This is a genomic window from Pokkaliibacter sp. MBI-7, from assembly GCF_029846635.1.
Classification (GTDB): Bacteria; Pseudomonadota; Gammaproteobacteria; order Pseudomonadales; family Balneatricaceae; genus Pokkaliibacter.
Map to the genome: position 1 here is coordinate 449,877 of NZ_JARVTG010000001.1, position 16,776 is coordinate 466,652.

General features: G+C 57.7%; 14 protein-coding genes. 8 read left to right on the forward strand and 6 right to left on the reverse strand.

What is annotated here, in order from left to right; all coding sequences use genetic code 11:
• The first annotated feature begins 111 nt into the window (after positions 1-111).
• Positions 112-2,289 (forward strand): catalase/peroxidase HPI, encoded by a 2,178-nt coding sequence (katG, locus tag QCD60_RS02180; RefSeq protein WP_279781984.1) that lies wholly within the window; start codon positions 112-114, stop codon positions 2,287-2,289.
• An 81-nt stretch (positions 2,290-2,370) separates the two neighbouring features.
• Here the strand turns inward: katG and QCD60_RS02185 are convergent, their stop codons facing one another.
• The gene (locus tag QCD60_RS02185) at positions 2,371-2,616 is read right to left on the reverse strand and encodes a hypothetical protein (RefSeq protein WP_104152557.1); all 246 of its coding nucleotides are present in this window, start codon (positions 2,614-2,616) and stop codon (positions 2,371-2,373) included.
• A gap of 818 nt (positions 2,617-3,434) precedes the next feature.
• Between QCD60_RS02185 and QCD60_RS02190 the strand changes: the two genes are divergently transcribed.
• Together QCD60_RS02190 and QCD60_RS02195 are read left to right on the forward strand one after the other, a co-directional pair.
• On the forward strand, positions 3,435-5,036 hold the full coding sequence (locus QCD60_RS02190; RefSeq protein WP_279781987.1) for a BCCT family transporter: 1,602 nt from the start codon (positions 3,435-3,437) through the stop codon (positions 5,034-5,036).
• Between the two features lie 716 nt (positions 5,037-5,752).
• The gene (locus QCD60_RS02195) at positions 5,753-6,541 is read left to right on the forward strand and encodes a transporter substrate-binding domain-containing protein (RefSeq protein ID WP_279781989.1); all 789 of its coding nucleotides are present in this window, start codon (positions 5,753-5,755) and stop codon (positions 6,539-6,541) included.
• A gap of 132 nt (positions 6,542-6,673) precedes the next feature.
• On the opposite strand, the gene QCD60_RS02200 is transcribed toward QCD60_RS02195, so the two are convergent.
• Positions 6,674-8,938 (reverse strand): type III effector HrpK domain-containing protein, encoded by a 2,265-nt coding sequence (locus tag QCD60_RS02200; protein ID WP_279781990.1) that lies wholly within the window; start codon positions 8,936-8,938, stop codon positions 6,674-6,676.
• Positions 8,939-9,271: 333 nt separating this feature from the next.
• Between QCD60_RS02200 and QCD60_RS02205 the strand changes: the two genes are divergently transcribed.
• The gene (locus QCD60_RS02205) at positions 9,272-9,703 is read left to right on the forward strand and encodes a GNAT family N-acetyltransferase (RefSeq protein ID WP_279781992.1); all 432 of its coding nucleotides are present in this window, start codon (positions 9,272-9,274) and stop codon (positions 9,701-9,703) included.
• 86 nt (positions 9,704-9,789) lie between these two features.
• The gene (locus tag QCD60_RS02210; protein ID WP_279781994.1) at positions 9,790-10,563 is read left to right on the forward strand and encodes an ATP-binding cassette domain-containing protein; all 774 of its coding nucleotides are present in this window, start codon (positions 9,790-9,792) and stop codon (positions 10,561-10,563) included.
• 73 nt (positions 10,564-10,636) lie between these two features.
• Here QCD60_RS02210 and QCD60_RS02215 read toward each other — a convergent pair whose 3' ends face one another.
• On the reverse strand, positions 10,637-11,110 hold the full coding sequence (locus QCD60_RS02215) for a DUF1456 family protein (RefSeq protein ID WP_279781996.1): 474 nt from the start codon (positions 11,108-11,110) through the stop codon (positions 10,637-10,639).
• 183 nt (positions 11,111-11,293) lie between these two features.
• Here QCD60_RS02215 and QCD60_RS02220 point away from each other — a divergent pair, with 183 nt between their 5' ends.
• The 3 genes from QCD60_RS02220 (at position 11,294) to QCD60_RS02230 (ending at position 13,029) form a co-directional block, all read left to right on the forward strand.
• Complete coding sequence (locus QCD60_RS02220; protein WP_279781998.1) at positions 11,294-11,764, forward strand: NYN domain-containing protein; 471 nt, start codon at positions 11,294-11,296, stop codon at positions 11,762-11,764.
• Between the two features lie 183 nt (positions 11,765-11,947).
• Positions 11,948-12,718, forward strand: coding sequence for a metallophosphoesterase family protein (locus tag QCD60_RS02225; RefSeq protein WP_279782000.1), 771 nt, complete (start codon positions 11,948-11,950; stop codon positions 12,716-12,718).
• A gap of 89 nt (positions 12,719-12,807) precedes the next feature.
• Positions 12,808-13,029: a hypothetical protein gene (locus QCD60_RS02230; protein ID WP_279782002.1), complete on the forward strand. Its 222-nt coding sequence runs from the start codon at positions 12,808-12,810 to the stop codon at positions 13,027-13,029.
• Positions 13,030-13,176: 147 nt separating this feature from the next.
• Here the strand turns inward: QCD60_RS02230 and QCD60_RS02235 are convergent, their stop codons facing one another.
• The 3 genes from QCD60_RS02235 to QCD60_RS02245 all read right to left on the reverse strand — a co-directional run bounded on the left by QCD60_RS02235 (position 13,177) and on the right by QCD60_RS02245 (position 16,626).
• The gene (locus QCD60_RS02235) at positions 13,177-14,040 is read right to left on the reverse strand and encodes an oxaloacetate decarboxylase (RefSeq protein ID WP_279782005.1); all 864 of its coding nucleotides are present in this window, start codon (positions 14,038-14,040) and stop codon (positions 13,177-13,179) included.
• A 289-nt stretch (positions 14,041-14,329) separates the two neighbouring features.
• Positions 14,330-15,034: a response regulator gene (locus tag QCD60_RS02240; RefSeq protein ID WP_279782008.1), complete on the reverse strand. Its 705-nt coding sequence runs from the start codon at positions 15,032-15,034 to the stop codon at positions 14,330-14,332.
• Positions 15,034-16,626, reverse strand: a complete 1,593-nt coding sequence (locus tag QCD60_RS02245) for a sensor histidine kinase (protein WP_279782010.1) — start codon at positions 16,624-16,626, stop codon at positions 15,034-15,036. The genes QCD60_RS02240 and QCD60_RS02245 overlap by 1 nt, the downstream gene beginning before the upstream one ends.
• Positions 16,627-16,776 lie beyond the last annotated feature (150 nt).

The window sequence follows — 16,776 nt, forward strand, 5'->3', positions numbered from 1 at the left end:
CAAAAGCTATCAGGGTGATGCACTCAGTATATTGGTCAAAAAAGCATCGACAGAACTATACCTAAGGGTGCCGGTAGTCCTCTGCCTTGAGCACGAAAGGAGTACATAACAATGTCCGAGAATAAATGTCCGTTTCACCACAGTGCGGGTGGCGGCACTTCGAACCGTGACTGGTGGCCCAATCAATTGCGGCTAGACGTTCTCCATCAGCAATCCTCGCTGTCCAACCCCATGGGGCCGGATTTCAACTACGCAGAAGAGTTCAAAACTCTCGACCTGAATGCCGTCAAACAGGATCTTCACGCCCTGATGACCGACTCGCAGGACTGGTGGCCTGCCGACTTCGGCCATTACGGTCCGCTGTTTATCCGTATGGCCTGGCACAGTGCCGGTACCTACCGTATCGGCGATGGCCGTGGCGGTGCCGGCAGCGGCACCCAGCGCTTTGCCCCGCTCAACAGCTGGCCGGATAACGTCAACCTCGACAAGGCCCGCCGCCTGCTGTGGCCGATCAAACAGAAATACGGCCGCAAACTGTCGTGGGCCGACCTGATGATCCTCGCGGGCAACGTCGCGCTGGAGTCCATGGGCTTCAAAACCTTTGGCTTTGGTGGCGGTCGTGCCGATGTCTGGGAGCCTGAAAAAGACATTTACTGGGGTGCTGAAACCACCTGGCTGGATGACCAGCGCTACAGCGGTGAACGCGATCTGGAAAACCCGCTGGCAGCCGTGCAGATGGGCCTGATTTACGTCAACCCCGAAGGCCCCAATGGCAACCCCGACCCGCTTAAGGCCGCTATCGATATTCGTGAAACCTTTGCCCGTATGGCCATGGATGACGAAGAAACCGTCGCCCTGATTGCTGGTGGGCACACTTTTGGCAAAACCCACGGCGCGGGCGATGCAGCACTGGTCGGCCCCGAGCCGGAAGCCGCCCCCCTGGCAGAACAAGGGCTGGGCTGGCGCAGCCAGTACGGCAGCGGCATGGCCGGTGATGCCATCGGCAGTGGTCTGGAAGTGATCTGGACGCAAACGCCAACGCAGTGGAGCAACTACTTCTTCCAGAACCTGTTTGGTTATGAGTGGGAGCTGACCAAAAGCCCGGCCGGTGCGCACCAGTGGCAGCCTAAAGGCGGCGCCGGTGCCGGGGAAATTCCCGACGCCCATGACCCAAGTAAACGCCGTGTACCGACCATGCTGACCACCGACCTGTCACTGCGTTTCGACCCTGACTACGAGAAAATCTCCCGCCGTTTCCACGAACATCCTGAGCAGTTTGCCGATGCCTTCGCCCGTGCCTGGTTCAAGCTCACCCATCGCGATATGGGCCCGCGTGTGCGTTACCTTGGCCCGGAAGTGCCTGCCGAGCAGCTGATCTGGCAAGACCCGATCCCGCCGGTGGATCACCCACTGGTGGACGATGCCGACATCGCGGGCCTCAAGGCCAGGGTGCTGGCATCCGGCCTGACGGTGGCCGAGCTGGTCTCCACCGCCTGGGCATCCGCCTCGACCTTCCGTGGCTCAGACAAGCGCGGTGGTGCCAATGGTGCCCGTATCCGTCTGGCACCGCAGAAGGACTGGGCAGTCAATCAGCCAGCCCAACTGGGCAAGGTGCTGCAGACACTGGAAGGGATTCAGAGCGACTTCAACGCAGGCGCCAGCGGCGGCAAGAAAATCTCCCTGGCCGATCTGATTGTGCTGGCGGGCGGTGCTGGTGTGGAAAAAGCCGCGCAGGATGCTGGTATGATGGTGACGGTGCCCTTCGCCGCTGGCCGCATGGACACCACGCAGGACCTGACCGATGTCGACTCCTTTGCGCCGCTGCAACCACTGGCGGATGGTTTCCGCAATTACCAGCAGATGCCGTTCCCGGTGTCAGCAGAAGAACTGCTGGTAGATCGCGCCCAGCTGCTGACCCTGACCGCACCGGAAATGACCGTGCTGATCGGTGGCCTGCGCGTGCTGGGCGCCAATCATGGCGGCAACCAGCAAGGCGTATTCACCGCCACACCCGGCCAGCTCACCAATGACTTCTTCGTCAATCTGCTGGATATGGGCACAGTGTGGAAAGCCACTGCCAAAGACGAAACCGCGTTTGAAGGGCATGACCGCAAGGCAGGCACACTGAAATGGACCGGCAGCCGGGTCGACCTGCTGTTTGGCTCCAACTCCATCCTGCGCTCACTGGCGGAGGTCTATGCAACCGCCGATGCCAAAGCCAAGTTCGTCAGCGACTTCGTTGCCGCCTGGACCAAGGTAATGAATCTGGATCGCTTTGATCTGGCGTGAGGCTCTCCTCATCAAGATAGGAAAAAACGACAGGGCGCAATTTAGCGCCCTGTTCGTTTGTACTGCAGGTGTTGTCTGCTTTTACACCCCGCCCAGCCCCGGCACCAGAATACGCTCAACGGCCTGACATACTTCAGGATGCAGCGAATCGCGCTTGTCCAGCAGGGTTTTGACCAGCGCCTTCAGACTGGAGCCTCCGCTGCGCTGCTGCCATTCCAGTGCCTGCTGGCAACAGCTCATGACATCAGAATGGGTACCGACGGGAATGCCCAGCCCTTTCAGCAGGGAGCGGAAGTCATCCTGGTCAATCAAGTCTGCGATCATCATTGGCCTGTACTCCTGTTCATCAGATTAGGCGGTCGGGGCAGCACCATAGCCCTGACCGACATTAAATCGAATGATTTTGAATCTATGCACGATCCCCCTGCGACGCAAGGTTTTCGCCTCACGCTGGCAGCGGCAAGGTCGCCTTTAGCTGGGTACAGGTCGCATCCTGCCCCGACGCTTTGCCTCTGGCTCCGCAATTTTTCAGGTGAAGTTTTATTTCTGATTTTCCTCATACCGACATTTGCCCAAGGGCAAATGTCGGTTTCAGCATGGCTGACTGTCCCAGCTAATTTGATGTCGTTTTTGATAGTCGATGCTGATGAACTTCACGGTATCTAATCAGACTGCTGTGGTCTTTGCCGGGCATTAGCAGAACGTGAGCCGCCTGTTCAAAGTGACTGATAAGGCACTCTGACTGCGGTCTGCGCGCTGCCATGCGCTGTTCACTTTCCCATCAGCCGGGGCCAATGCCATAGGTCCATGGACAACAGATCGTGATACCGCGCTGAGGTCAGCCGACAACTGACCTGCCAGGCAATTCGGGGAACGCCATCACCCGACCGCAGCAAGGCCAATGACCCCTGCACCACAGGTTCAAAGGGCTGTCGACACAACAGCCTGAGAAGGTATTCACAGTGCTGCACGCGAACCCGACAGGGTGAAGCACCGCAGAACGTGCATACGTTCAGAGAGCATGAAGCCGGTTTTATTTATCCGTGCCACCGCGCCGACAACGCAGTGGCTACAGATAGCGCGTCTTCAGGCTCTGCGTCATTGGCACTCTTATAACGATACTTATATAGCGGAAGAGAAAACCCATGAGCATTGCAGCACCACCTGGAGCCATGAATCGCTCCGTTACCCTGTTCTCCACCCTTGTTGTGGCCTTGTTTGTTCTGCTGGGCGTGATCTGGCCAGAACAAACATCGTCTGCCGCTGGCGCTTTGTCAGGCTGGATCCTGCAGAACTTCAAGTGGTACTTCATCGCCCTGGTTGGCGCCTGTCTGTTCTACTGCGTATGGCTGGCCATCAGCCGCTATGGGCATATCCGTCTGGGTCAGGATCATGAGCGGCCCGAATACTCCTACGCCACCTGGTTTTCCATGCTGTTCTCAGCAGGTATGGGGATCGGTCTGGTGTTCTGGTCTATCGCCGAGCCGATCTACCACTTCCAGAGCAACCCGTTCATCACCACCGGCATGACGCCAGAAGCAGCCACCACTGCCCTGCGTATCACTTTCTTCCACTGGGGTCTGCACCCCTGGGCGATCTACTGCCTGACCGGTCTGGCACTGGCCTTCTTCGGCTTCCGTCGCAATATGCCGCTGACTATCCGCTCCTGCCTGTCGCCCATCCTGGGCAAACAGACCAACGGTTTCTGGGGTCACGCGGTTGACGTACTGGCGGTATTTGCCACGGTGTTCGGGGTTGCCACGTCACTGGGCCTTGGCGTCACGCAGATGAATGCCGGTCTGAACCACATTCTTGGCATTGAAGTGAACCTGACCAACAAGCTGATCCTGATCGTCGTTATTTCTGCCATTGCCACCCTGTCGGTAGTTTCCGGCGTGGGCCGTGGCGTGAAGTGGCTGTCGGTATTCAACATGTGGCTGACCGTTGTGGTCATGGCGTTCCTGATCATCTGGGGCCCCACCCGCTTCCTGCTGTCCACCTGGCTGCAAGCCAGCAGTGACTATCTGGCCAACGTAATCCCGCTGTCGTTCTGGACCGACTCCTTCAGCAACAGCACCTGGCAGAACAGCTGGACCGTGTTCTACTGGGCATGGTGGGTCTCATGGGCTCCTTTCGTAGGGATGTTTATCGCTCGTATCTCTCGTGGCCGCACCGTCCGTGAATTCGTTATCGGCGTACTGCTGGTCCCCACTCTGCTGGGCACTCTGTGGCTGACCCTGTTTGGTGGCACCGCGATCTATCTGGAGCTGTTCCACACCGTGGTTAATGCTGCGGGTGAAACCGTCGCTGCTGTGGGTCAGGCGGGCATCATCGATGCGGTGAACAAAGACGTTGCCTCAGCACTGTACGCCACCCTTGCACAGGTCGATGGCGGTGTGATCGGCTCAATAGCCGCCGTCATATCTACCCTGCTGATCGCCACTTACTTCATCACCTCTGCCGACTCAGGCACGCTGGTGGTAACCACCATTCTGGCCGATGGCCATGAAAACCCACCCACTTCCCAGCGCGTTATCTGGGGTGCACTGATGGGCGGTGCAGCCGCCGTGCTGCTGCTGAGTGGCGGTCTGTCAGCCATTCAGACCTCGGCAATCACCGCGTCATTCCCGTTCTCCTTCGTCATGATCATCATGATGTTCGGCTTGCTGAAAGGGCTGAAGGAAGAGCACATGCACTACAGCTTCACTCGTGAAGCCAAGGCTCAGGGTGTGACTGAAACGGCCTGATTGCTGGCAGTTGACTGAACACTGAGAACCTTTGCCCGGACAGGGAACGTCCGGGTTCCCCCGCGCACTGTCTAGTGCCTCGCGCTGCATTCCCTTCCGCTCTGATTGACCACCGAATCCTTTCCCCGCCCAAGGTTGCTACCTGCACCTCAGCCCTGCGTATCGTGTTTCCTTTGCCCCACCTTGTTACCTTTTCACCAGCTGATGCACATCCATTACTCACAGCCCCGCGGCTTCAGGGTCACATCCAGCAGCCGTCCTGACGTCATCAGGGTTTTGTGTAAAAGAAATTATCTTTCCGAAAACGGCTGCGATGTTGAACAATCTATCCCGCCTATGAAGAAAACTTTTTAACTAAAAATTTAAAAATAAGAAAACATCTTTCAATCATGATCGTTAAAGACAAAAGATAACTACATCCAGATGGCAGAATGGCGCGTTAATTGAATAACTATCCCTGCCAGGACACAGACCCGGCGCAAACCAGAGCCAGAGCAGCTGGCCAATGCGCCCCCCGGATGAATGCCACCTGTGAGCCTGGATGTACTCTCAGAACCTATTCACGATCTCGCACGCCAGAACCCTACAAGGCGAAAGGCACTGAGGAAGCGGAGCTCAGCCAGCCTGAATACGCCTTCCGAAGACCACGCCCTATGGCCGACGTGCAGCAGGACGTGAACACGCTCTTACCTCTCCAACCTGTGAGACCTTTACGTATGAAACGACTGCAACATTTCTTCAGCTATGCCCTGTTTGCCCTGCTGGCCCTGACTGCCCTGCAAACTCAGGCTGCCGACTCGCGTCTGGATACCATCATCGAGCGCGGCTACATCCTGGTGGGTACCACCGGTGACTTCAAACCCTTCACCTACCTCAACCCCGAGACCGGCAAATACGAAGGCTATGACATCGATGCTGCGATGAAACTGGGTGAGGATCTTGGAGTGGAAGTGCGCTTTGTGGCTACCACCTGGAAGGAGCTGGTGGACGGTATCACCAGTGACAAATACGACATCGCCATGGGCGGTATTACCCGTAACCTGACTCGCCAGAAGAAGGTTAACCTCAGCCTGCCCTATATCAAGACCGGCAAATCCCCCCTGATTCGTCTGGCTGACAAAGACCGCTTCAAGTCACTGGCTGACATCGACCAGCCCGGCGTGCGGATTGCCGTAAACCCAGGTGGTACCAACGAAAAGTTTGTGCTGGCCAACATCAAGCAGGCACAGATCATCACTGTTCCCAAAAACCTGGACATCCCCGGTGAGCTGATCGCCAACAATGCCGATGTGATGTTTACCGATAACGTTGAAGCCGTCATTTCTGCCCGCCATCATCCTGAGCTGTATGCGGTCGATCCGACCAACACCTACACCAGGGATGACTTTGGCTACATGATGCCCCGTGACGATTTTGCCTTTGATAACTGGGTCGATCTGTGGGTATTCAAGATGCAGGACAAAGGCGAGTTTGCCAAACTCGAAGCCAAGTGGATCACCCAGTAAGGTTTCCCTGAGCTGTATGACAACAAAAAGCCCGGTTCTCCGGGCTTTTTGTGTTAAACGCTTTGGGGGCTCTCACCTCTGCATTCCCCCCCCAGCGCATCCTGCCGCTGATTTCGGTTTTGGCAATACCCCTTACTTAGGTTTGGCAATACCAAACTGATCCAGCGTCGGTGATACGGTACGGTCGAAATCCCGGCGTTCGCGGCGCTTCTTGGCTTTGCCCTTGAAGAAGTCCACCAGCTCGGCAATACCGAACCCCAGACTCACGGCAGCACCTGCTGCCCAGCCGATGGGGCCTGCAGCGGCACTGATGGTAGAGGCAACGGCCATACCAGCAGCCTGACCAATGGCGCGTCCGGCAATATTGGCCACCAGCTGAGTGGCAAACTTGGCCCCTTGTTTTGCCGCCTGCTTGGCGGCGGTCTTAATGGCTTTCTCTTTCACCTCATTCAGCAGGCGGTTGCCACCGCTGCGGGAGTGATCAAGCAAATCCAGCATAGGGTTATCACCCTTTTTCAGCAGCGCCTGCAATGTCGCATCCTTGATTGCCGCCAGTTTAGAGGTGTCGACACCGGCACTGCGCAGGGCATTGGTCACCGTCTCCGCGCTCGGCATGCGCCCACCGCCACCGGGTGACTTCGACAGCGCATCATCAATAAAGGCCACGCTACTCCAGTATCCGTCCAAAGCGCTCTCGGTGGTTGCGCCTTTTTGTTTGAGCTGCTCAGTCAGCGCACTGCCGTCCATCACACTCTTGTCTGCCTGCTGCAGGGTACGAGCCAGATCAGGGCGGGAGGCCACAATATCTGCAACGTCGAGCGTTTTGCCGGTCAGATCCTGATACTGCTGGACCTCACCACGGAAGTCCTCCAGCGCATTACTGACCTGGCCTGCCGAGGGATTAGCGCCCAGTTGATCCAGACTCTTGCGCAGCGAGTTACCGGTCAGCACATCGCTCTGCATATACTGGCCGACGTTACGGGCCAGTTCAGGTGAGGAGTTGATGATCTCCTGCTTGTTGGCCTTGACCTGCGTCTCCATAAAGCGCTGCACATCGGCATCGCTTTGCAACTGATCGATTTTGGCCTGCATGTCTTTTTCGGTTTCGTCAGTATCACGAATATCCCGCCCTGCCACCACGTACTGCTGGGTTTTCTGTAGCTTCATCAGTACTGCCGCCTTGGCGGCACCGCTGTACTGATCGGGATGCTCGAACACATCACCGTCGAGCTTGCTGATGTCCACCTTGGCGGCGGCATTGAGCATCGCCGCGTAGGCCATAAAGTCGGAAAACTCAGCGCCATTTTTCGGTGCCAGCTTTTCCACAAAGGCCTTGAAGTCCCCTTTCGCTACCAGCCCGTCGCCACCGTGACGCGCGACATCCTTACCTTTCAGCCCGGCATCTTCGAGAATGCTGAGCATACCGGGCTTGGACCAGAGCCTGGCGGCCTCCGCCAGCTGGGGTGACAGATCAGGGTTATTGGCCGGGTTAGCCAGCGCCTCGAAATCAGCCGTGGCGCTGTAATGGGTATCCTGCTGATTGTTCGCGCCGACCTTTTTGTAATCAGCGGCACCACGCAGCACCGCGTCGTTGGCATACATCATGGCAGCAGAGCGCACCATACTCAGGCTCTGAGGGTCAGCATCAGGATGAGCCTTCATATAGTCCTTCATCATCTCATCAGCACCTTTGAGCTGCTTGTCCATGATTTTGGCGAAGGACTTCAGATCCTTTTTGGTGATTTTGCCATCGGCTTTACCGTCCTTTCCGCCGGTATCAATGGCCGTCGCCAGCGCCGGGTTGGCCATCAGATAGGCCATCCCCTCTTCGGCCTCCTTGCCTTTGCCCGCCGCCATCCGCGCGGCTGCATAGGGTCGGTTCAGCTCCTTCGCGGCCGCTTCACGCTGTTCGGGTGGCAAATGGCTGACCATACTGTCCCACTTTTTCAGCTGTTCAGGGCTGCTGAAACGGGAGTTGTCGATACTGGCAAGGACTGCCGGATCCGTCTTACTGTCGGTAACGGCCGCCGTCGGAGATGGCGCTGCAGTGGGAGCTGCTGCCGGAGCAGTAGCCGCTGGCGCAGCAGGGTCCGTCACGCCCGGTTGAGGACCGACTGGGTTTTGCTGATTGACCGTCTGGGGGCTGCTGGTGTGGCCATTGAACAGTGCCGCGATGGCGCTGAACAGCGACGATGCCGTCAGATCACTGTCGGGCAGGCTTGGCTGGTTACAGCTGGCAGCCGTGGATGATGAAGATGAGGATGTCGCCGTGTTTTTCGTCGTACCAAAGCTCACCCCCTGCCCCCGCGACGGTGTCGGCGGAGCGAGGCTGGCCTGCGGCTCTGGCCCATCCGTCAAGGTTATCTGTACCTGAATACTACCGCTCCCGACACGCATGGCTTTCTCCTTTTATCATCTGCCGGCCACCGTGCAACTGAACCCGTCTGCTCCCGCTGCGCCGATAACATTTTCGCTACCCTGTTGGGTGTACAGAAAACAGGCAGGGTTCCCGCGTTGCTCAATCACACAACAGTCTGTCGCTGGCTGCAGTGATACCGCTGCCGTACTTTATCTTGCGGCGCTAGGGGCATGGCTCTACTCTGTGCCTTCGCTTTACTTTTCCAGCGCCACCACTTACCAACTGCAAAGCGCTGACACTTACCACCTGCAAAGCGCTAACACTTTCCAGCGACAAATCGCTAACGCTCTCCAGCTACAAGGATGCCCACCATGATTCGCCCCATGACTCTGGCGGATTACGACGACCTCATCACCCTCTTCACCACCACGCCCGGTATCAGCGTGCGCGATGCCGACTCGCGGGAAAACATCGACCGCTATCTGCAGCGTAATCCCGGTTTAAGCTTTGTGGCCGAAGAGCAGGGCCGCATCACCGGCTGCTGCATGGCTGGTCACGATGGCAAACGCGGCTATCTGCAGCATCTGGTTGTCGCGACCTCCGCCCGTGGCAATGGTCTTGGCCGTCAGCTGGCCAGAGCCTGTGTCGATGCGCTGGCTGCCGAGGGCATACTGAAAAGCCATTTATTCGTGCTGAAAGACAATCAGGACGGCCACGGTTTCTGGCGGCAAATGCAATGGAAGAATCGCAGTGAAGACTTTGAAGTCTACTCATGGATTGAAGGCGATAACCCCAATGTCTGATCAGCCTCTTTTCAACCCTGTCTGGCCCACGCGCAGCAGATCGAGAAAACGTTCTGAGCACCTTCCCACCCTTAGCAGGCAACCGCATGATCGAAATGAAGAACGTCACCGCCTTCCAGCGGGACAACAAGGTTTTCGACAACCTCAACATCACTATTGAAGCCGGTGAAAAGGTCGCCATTCTTGGCCCTAACGGCGCGGGGAAAAGTACTTTCCTGAAGCTGATCACCCGGGAAATCTATCCGGTAGTGAAAGACGACAGCCATATCAGTCTGTTTGGCCGTCAGCGTTTTAGTCTGGTGGAGCTGCGCCAGCATATCGGTATGGTGTCGCAGGACCTGCAGGACGATTACACCCCCTATACCACCGCCTTTGAGGTCATCCTGTCGGGCTTTCTTGGCGCTATTGGTCAGCATGACCATCTGCAGGCCACAGCGGAACAGCAGCAGATTGCTGAGCAGACCCTGGCCAGACTGGGCATGGCCGACTATCACGACACCATGTTCCAGCGCCTGTCGACCGGCCAGAAGCGCCGACTACTGGTGGGCCGTGCCCTGATTCATAACCCGGATCTGCTGATTTTCGACGAGCCGTCCAACGGGCTGGATATCGGTGCTGCCGCCGGGCTGCTGAAACTGATGCGCGACTACTGCACGCCCCAGCACAGCCTGTTACTGACGACCCATCACATCGATGAAATCATCCCCGAGATCAACCGGGTAATTCTGATCCAAAAGGGTCGGGTGCTGGCGGATGGCCCCAAGCAGGAAGTGCTGACCAGTGCCATTCTCAGTGAGATGTACGGATTGCCGGTAGAGCTGCATCAGCACAATGGCTGGTATCGTCTGTGGCTGGAGTGAAGTGCTGTGCAGGCTGCTAAGCCTGCGGGCGTGAACGCAGGCGGTGATGGCCACCGCCTGCCATTAACCGTGATCAGTCTGGCTGCTGGGCGCCGCGAAACTTGATCTGCAAGCCATTGAGGAAGTTACGCAATACCTGATCCTGGCATTCGCGATAGTGCTTGTGAGTCGGCGCACGGAACAGCGCACTCAGCTCATGCTTACCCATGCGGAAGTCGGCCAGACCCAGCACCGCCAGCATGTCCTCTTCCTTGAAATCCAGTGCAATACGCAGCTTGCGCAGCACGATATTGTGATTCAAACGCTTTTCCGGCTCAGGCTGAGCGCCTTCACGACGGCCACGACGCTGGTTGATCAGGCCATTGAGGAAGGTGGCCAGTAATACATCAGGGATCTTCTCGAAATCCGCCACGTCATCCTTCTTCAGCCAGTTGCTGACCTGAGCTCGGGTCACCGTCACATCAGCCGCAGCAAACAGGCCGATCATCTGATCGTCGCTGAAATCGAACACATAGCGGATACGGCGCAGAATATCGTTTTTTGTCACATTACCAACCTGAGTCATGGGCAGCGGCAGGCGCGCATGCCGCCCGAAAGAACGGGCTACTTTACCAGAAATCGGCCGTGGCCGGGCCGCCCTTTCGCGCCAATCACACCACGCCCCTGTGCTATAGTCTTGCGCATCCTGTGCCCCCTACTCCTTACGGTGCCGTCAGGCAGGTAGCCCCTCATGCGTATTGCCGTTTTTGCCGACGTACAGAATATCTACTACACCTGCAAGCAGGCCTACGGCCGGTCGTTCAATTATCGCGCCCTGTGGCAACGGCTCAGCATGAGCGGGCAGATTGTTACCGCCTGCGCTTATGCCATTCATCGCGGTGATGAACAGCAGCTAAAATTTCAGGATGCCCTGAGGCACATCGGCTTCGAGGTCAAACTCAAACCCTACATCCAGCGCAGCGACGGCTCAGCCAAGGGTGACTGGGATGTCGGCATCACCATTGATGTGCTGGAAACCGCGGCCACGGTGGAGCGCATTGTGTTGCTGTCCGGCGATGGGGATTTTGATCTGCTGCTGCACAAGGTGCGCGACAAGTACGGTATTGAAGCCGAGGTCTATGGCGTTCCGCGCCTGACGGCCAGCAGCCTGATCAACGCCGCCAGTGCTTTCCACCCTGTCGACAGCAGCCTGCTGCTCTGACCACCGCACAGCGTGAACAGGCTTCTACCCCTCACCTGAAACAGCTTGCAATACCTCAGTGAATCGGCTTTGCTGATCACTGCAGCACCGCAGTAGCCCTGTCTTCAGAGGCGTGCAGCATCCGGCGCCCAGAAGAGTCTTTTCGACTTCAACTCAACACGTCTGTAGCCACGAGATGCGCCCATGAAGATTGCCGCGTTGTCTGATATTCACAGCAATGTTTTTGCACTGGAAGCCGTTATCAATGACGCTCAGCGGCGTGGAGCCAGGCAGTTGCTCAATCTGGGTGACATCCTGTACGGCGCCATTGCGCCACGTGCTACCTACGATGTGCTGAAAAAGCACTCCTTCATTACCATTCGTGGCAATCAGGACCGGCAGATCTACGAATCCGGCCCGGCAGACATTGCCGCCAATCCGACGCTGGCGTTTATCCTGCAGGATCTGGAACAGGAACCTCTGGACTGGATGCAGGGCCTGCCCTTCGATGCCTGGCTGTTTGAAGGGGATGCCAGCAGGGAGATCTACCTGTGCCATGGCTCACCCAGTAACGATCTGATCTATCTGCTGGAAAATGTGGAAAGCGGCAGCGCCAGAGTGCGTGGCGATGATGAAATCATCAGCCTGCTGGATGGCCATCGGTCCCCCCTGATTCTCTGCGGCCACACCCATACACCACGGGTCGTCAAACTCAGCACCGGCCAGCTTATCGTCAACCCCGGCAGTGTCGGTCTGCCCGCCTATATGGATGACGAACCGGTACCGCACAGTATGGAAACCTTCAGCCCCCATGCCAGCTATGCCCTGCTGGAATGGCACGAAGCGGGCTGGCAGGTGGAACTGGTGCGCGTCCCCTATGACCATGAACTGGCCGCACGCATTGCTGCCAACCGTGGCCGCCATGACTGGGCGCATTACCTGCGAACGGGCCGGGGGCTGCATTCTACGAGCTGACAGGAGCATCACTTTTACTGCAGAGGGCCACTGCAGAGGGCCACTGCAGAGGGCCACTGCAGAGGGCCACTTCAGAGAGGCACAGCAAGATGGGAAAACTGATAGGAATACTGGCACTGCTGGGATTGATCTGGATCTGTGTGCGCCTGATCCGTGGCTCAAAATCTCGCCAGCACGACAGCAGCACGTCAGATACTTCGATGAACAACAGCTATGACGATGCCTCGTCTGGCAGCGCTCATGACAGCTGCAACTCAGGCAGTGACAGTGGAGGTTGTGACAGCGGAGATGGGGGTGGAGGGAGCGACTAGGCGCGCTGGGACAGCACGGGGCTGAAGATCCCTGGGTTAAATTGGCCGAACAAGGGCCGCTGCTGACAGCGCCACCACTCGCTCAAAGACCAACTTTAACGCCGGGATGTCATCACGAGGCAAATACAGTGCCTCAGCTGTAAAGCCTTACTCTTCTACATCCATATACTCACGCGCCCAGACAATATATTCCTCCGGGTTGGTGTACTTGTGTGCCAGTGCCGTTGCTGACAGCGGAGAGGCTTCACCACCACGCTCCAGCCGCAGGCAGTCGTAGGTGGCCTTGATGGCAGCAAAGTAAGCCGCATGGCCGTTGACCACTATACGCACACCTAGTTTAGCCAGACGGGCACGATCATTCAGTTTGGGGTTGCCATAGGTCACCAGCATCAGCGGAATGCTGACTGCGGCAGCGATCTGCTCCAGATGCTCGAAGTCTTCAATCCCCACAATGCAGATACCATCCACGCCGGTCGCCTGATAGGCGCTGACCCGTCGGATGACTTCATCGGTAGAGATGACCGAGGCATTGGTACGGGCAATGATGGACAACGCCGGATCAACCCGCGCTTCCAGTGCCGCACTCAGTTTGCCGACGGCCTCTTCAATACTGATCAGATCGGTGGATTTATGTCCGAACTTGGCTGGCAGCATGGTGTCTTCCAGCGTCAGCGCGGCAATCCCGGCACGCTCCAGCTCCACCACAGTACGCATGGCGTTGAAGGCATTGCCATAGCCATGGTCAGCATCAGCAATCACCGGCAGCTCGGCGACGCGGCCAATGCGGGTGGCCTGTTCAACAAATTCACTAAGGGAGATCAGCGCAAAGTCAGGTGCGGCAAGCACCTGCATGGACGCGACCGAGCCACCGAGGATCCCCACTTCGAAACCAAGGTCAGAAGCGATGCGGGCAGACATGGGATCAAACACGGAGGCGGTGTAAAAGCACTCCTGGCTTTCCAGCAGCTGACGGAAGCTCAGGCGCAGATCATGATGAGAAGCGTGTTGCATAGGCTGTTCCAGACAGGCCCGGTATCCGGATCGGGTGAACACCGGGCGAATGGGTTTTAGCAGAAGAGTGAACCGGCACCACCGGCAGAGGTGGCTCCGTTGTGCTTCAGGTGAGTGCACCGGAAGATGTTCAATCAACTGTTAGACTAAAGTCGAAAAGAGTCTAGCAAAACTCGTTCCTTCGTCCCAACACCTATGGCAATAAATTTAAGTAATAAAACGAAAACTCATAGTCCATGCACAGAGTCAGGATCGATTTTATCCAGCCTGCATCAGGAGCATTACAGAATTATGCTGCCGTTCCGCACCAGCGGAACACCCGCTCAGGCCGGCCGCGGGTGCCATAGTTGAGCTCCAGACTCAGTAACTGTTCGGCTTCCAGATATTCCAGATAACGTCGTGCGGTGGTTCTGCCAATGGTCAGCTCGGTCGCAATACGCTCGATGGTAAAGCCTTCATCCGGCGCTGCGCGCAGCAGCTCGGTGACCGCCCTGAGAGTGACCTCATCAATGCCTTTGGGGGTGCCGCGCTGTGGTGCAGGCACCGTGGGCCGCCCAAGCAGCGAGTCGATGCTGTGCTGATCCAGCTCTGCCTGCCGCTGCAGGGTGGCTTTGACCTCGACAAAGTGCTCCAGACTCTGGGCAATGCGCGCCAGCCGCAGGGGTTTGACGATGTAGTCGAACACCCCTTCCTGCATGGCAGCCTGAATCACCTCGGTACTGCGGCTGGCCGTAATCACTATGACGTCGCACGCCATGCCCTGCTGACGGCAGTAACGCACCAATTCGAGGCCGTCACCATCGGGCAGCGACATGTCCACCAGCAGCAGATCAGGCACCTCGCCCAGCAGCAGGGTACGGGCTTCGGCCAGACTTTCCGCGACCCCCATCACTTCAAAGGCAGCACGCTGGCTGACCACACTTTCTACGATGGGGTTAATGCGCCGATCGTCTTCGACGATCATCACCCGAAAGGGATGGGCGGGTGTGCTCATCAGTTGCTCTCCTCAGGTTTGGGCAGGTAGACACTGAACAGGGTGGTCTGCTCCGGTGTGCGCTCCCACACCAGACTGCCCTGATAACGATTGACGATCTCCTTGACCAGATAGAGGCCCACGCCGTGGTCCCCCGCCTGCTGGCTGACGCCGTATTCAAACAGATGGTCCGCCAGCTGCTCATCCACGCCTGCACCACTGTCTTCCACTTCCAGAATGATGTGCTTACCGGCATCACTGATCGACAGACTGATACGGGCAGGCAAGGCAGCACTGGCACGGGCGGCACGCAGGCCATTGTCGAGCAGATTGCCAAGAATAGTGATCAGCTCCACTGACAGGGCATGGGGATATTCCTGCAGGCGGCTCAGGGGGTCGAACTCAAACGCCACGCCCAGCTCACGGGCGCGATTGAACTTGCCGAGAATCAGACCGGCCACCGGGCGGTCGGCAATGGCCGCCATTACCTGCTGTAACAGCGCCTGATAGTCCTCACTCTCAGTGTGAATCAGCGCCAGTGCCTTGTCGGTCTCTCCCATCTGCAGCAGCCCGGCCAGCGAGTTGAGCTTGTTGGCGTACTCGTGGGTCTGCATACGCAGCATATCGCCATACTGGCGCAGATGGCTGATCTGGTGGGATAGCTCATTGACGTCCCCTTCAGCGCGGAAGGTCATCACCTGCCCCATGGCACGGCCGCGCCAGAGAATCGGCAGTACTTTGCTGGAATAGCTTTGCCCGGCCAGCGTGAAGCCCTGCTCTGACAACCCCTGCGCATTGGCACTGAACATCGGCAGCACCAGCGGGCAGACCTCAGCCAGCGGCTGGCCGACCAGCTCATCCGGGCTGTAGCGGCCCAGTTTCAGACACTGCACGGCCGTCTGGTTGATGGTGAGAATGCGTTGCCCGGCATCAATGGCCAGAATGGCGTCGAAAACGCTCTCCAGTACCAGTGCCTGCTCGGTGAACTTGCGTGCTATCTGCTCCGGCTCCCAGTCCATCAGGGTCTTGCGTAAGCGGCGGTGGATAAACCAGGCCAGCGCAGCAGTGAGACAGCACACCAGCAGCACCAGTGCCACCAGCCACAGCAACTTGTCGTTGAGCAGCTCCTTAATAGTGGCCTGCAGATAGCCGACCACCACCGCACCAATAATCTGCCCTTTCGCATCCCGCACCGGGGCAAAACTGCGCACGGCGTTACCGAGGGAGCCGGTCGCTTCGGAGTGATACTGTCGCCCCTGCTGCAGCGCAGGCCAGATGTCTTCACCGATAAAGCGCTGCCCGATCAGCTCAGGGCGGGGGTGCGTCAGGCGTCTGGCCTGTTCGTCAGTCACCACAATATAGGCGGCGCCGGAGAGCTGGCGCTTGTGTTCGATGCTGCGCTGTAACTGCGCCGTGCTCTGCACAGTGGAAGCACTCAGGGCGGCAATCACTTCCTGATCCTGTGCCAGCACCTCCGCCAGCTGATCGCCGTGGCGGGTCAGGGTATCGAGATAATCGACCCGCAGCCCCACCACCAGCAGGGCCGTCAGCAGCAGGGCCTGTACCAGTGACAGGCCGACAGAATACAGCGCGATCTGCTGACGGAGCTTCATCGTGGGAAGAATGCCTGAAGGATGGGAACGCTGATGGTGTGACACGGTCGGGTGTAAATCAAGAGAGTGGCCGCCCGGAGGGGCTAACGCTGAAAAAATGGAGAGGAAGCACAAGGCGACCTCTCCAGAAACTGTGGAGTCAACCGGAGT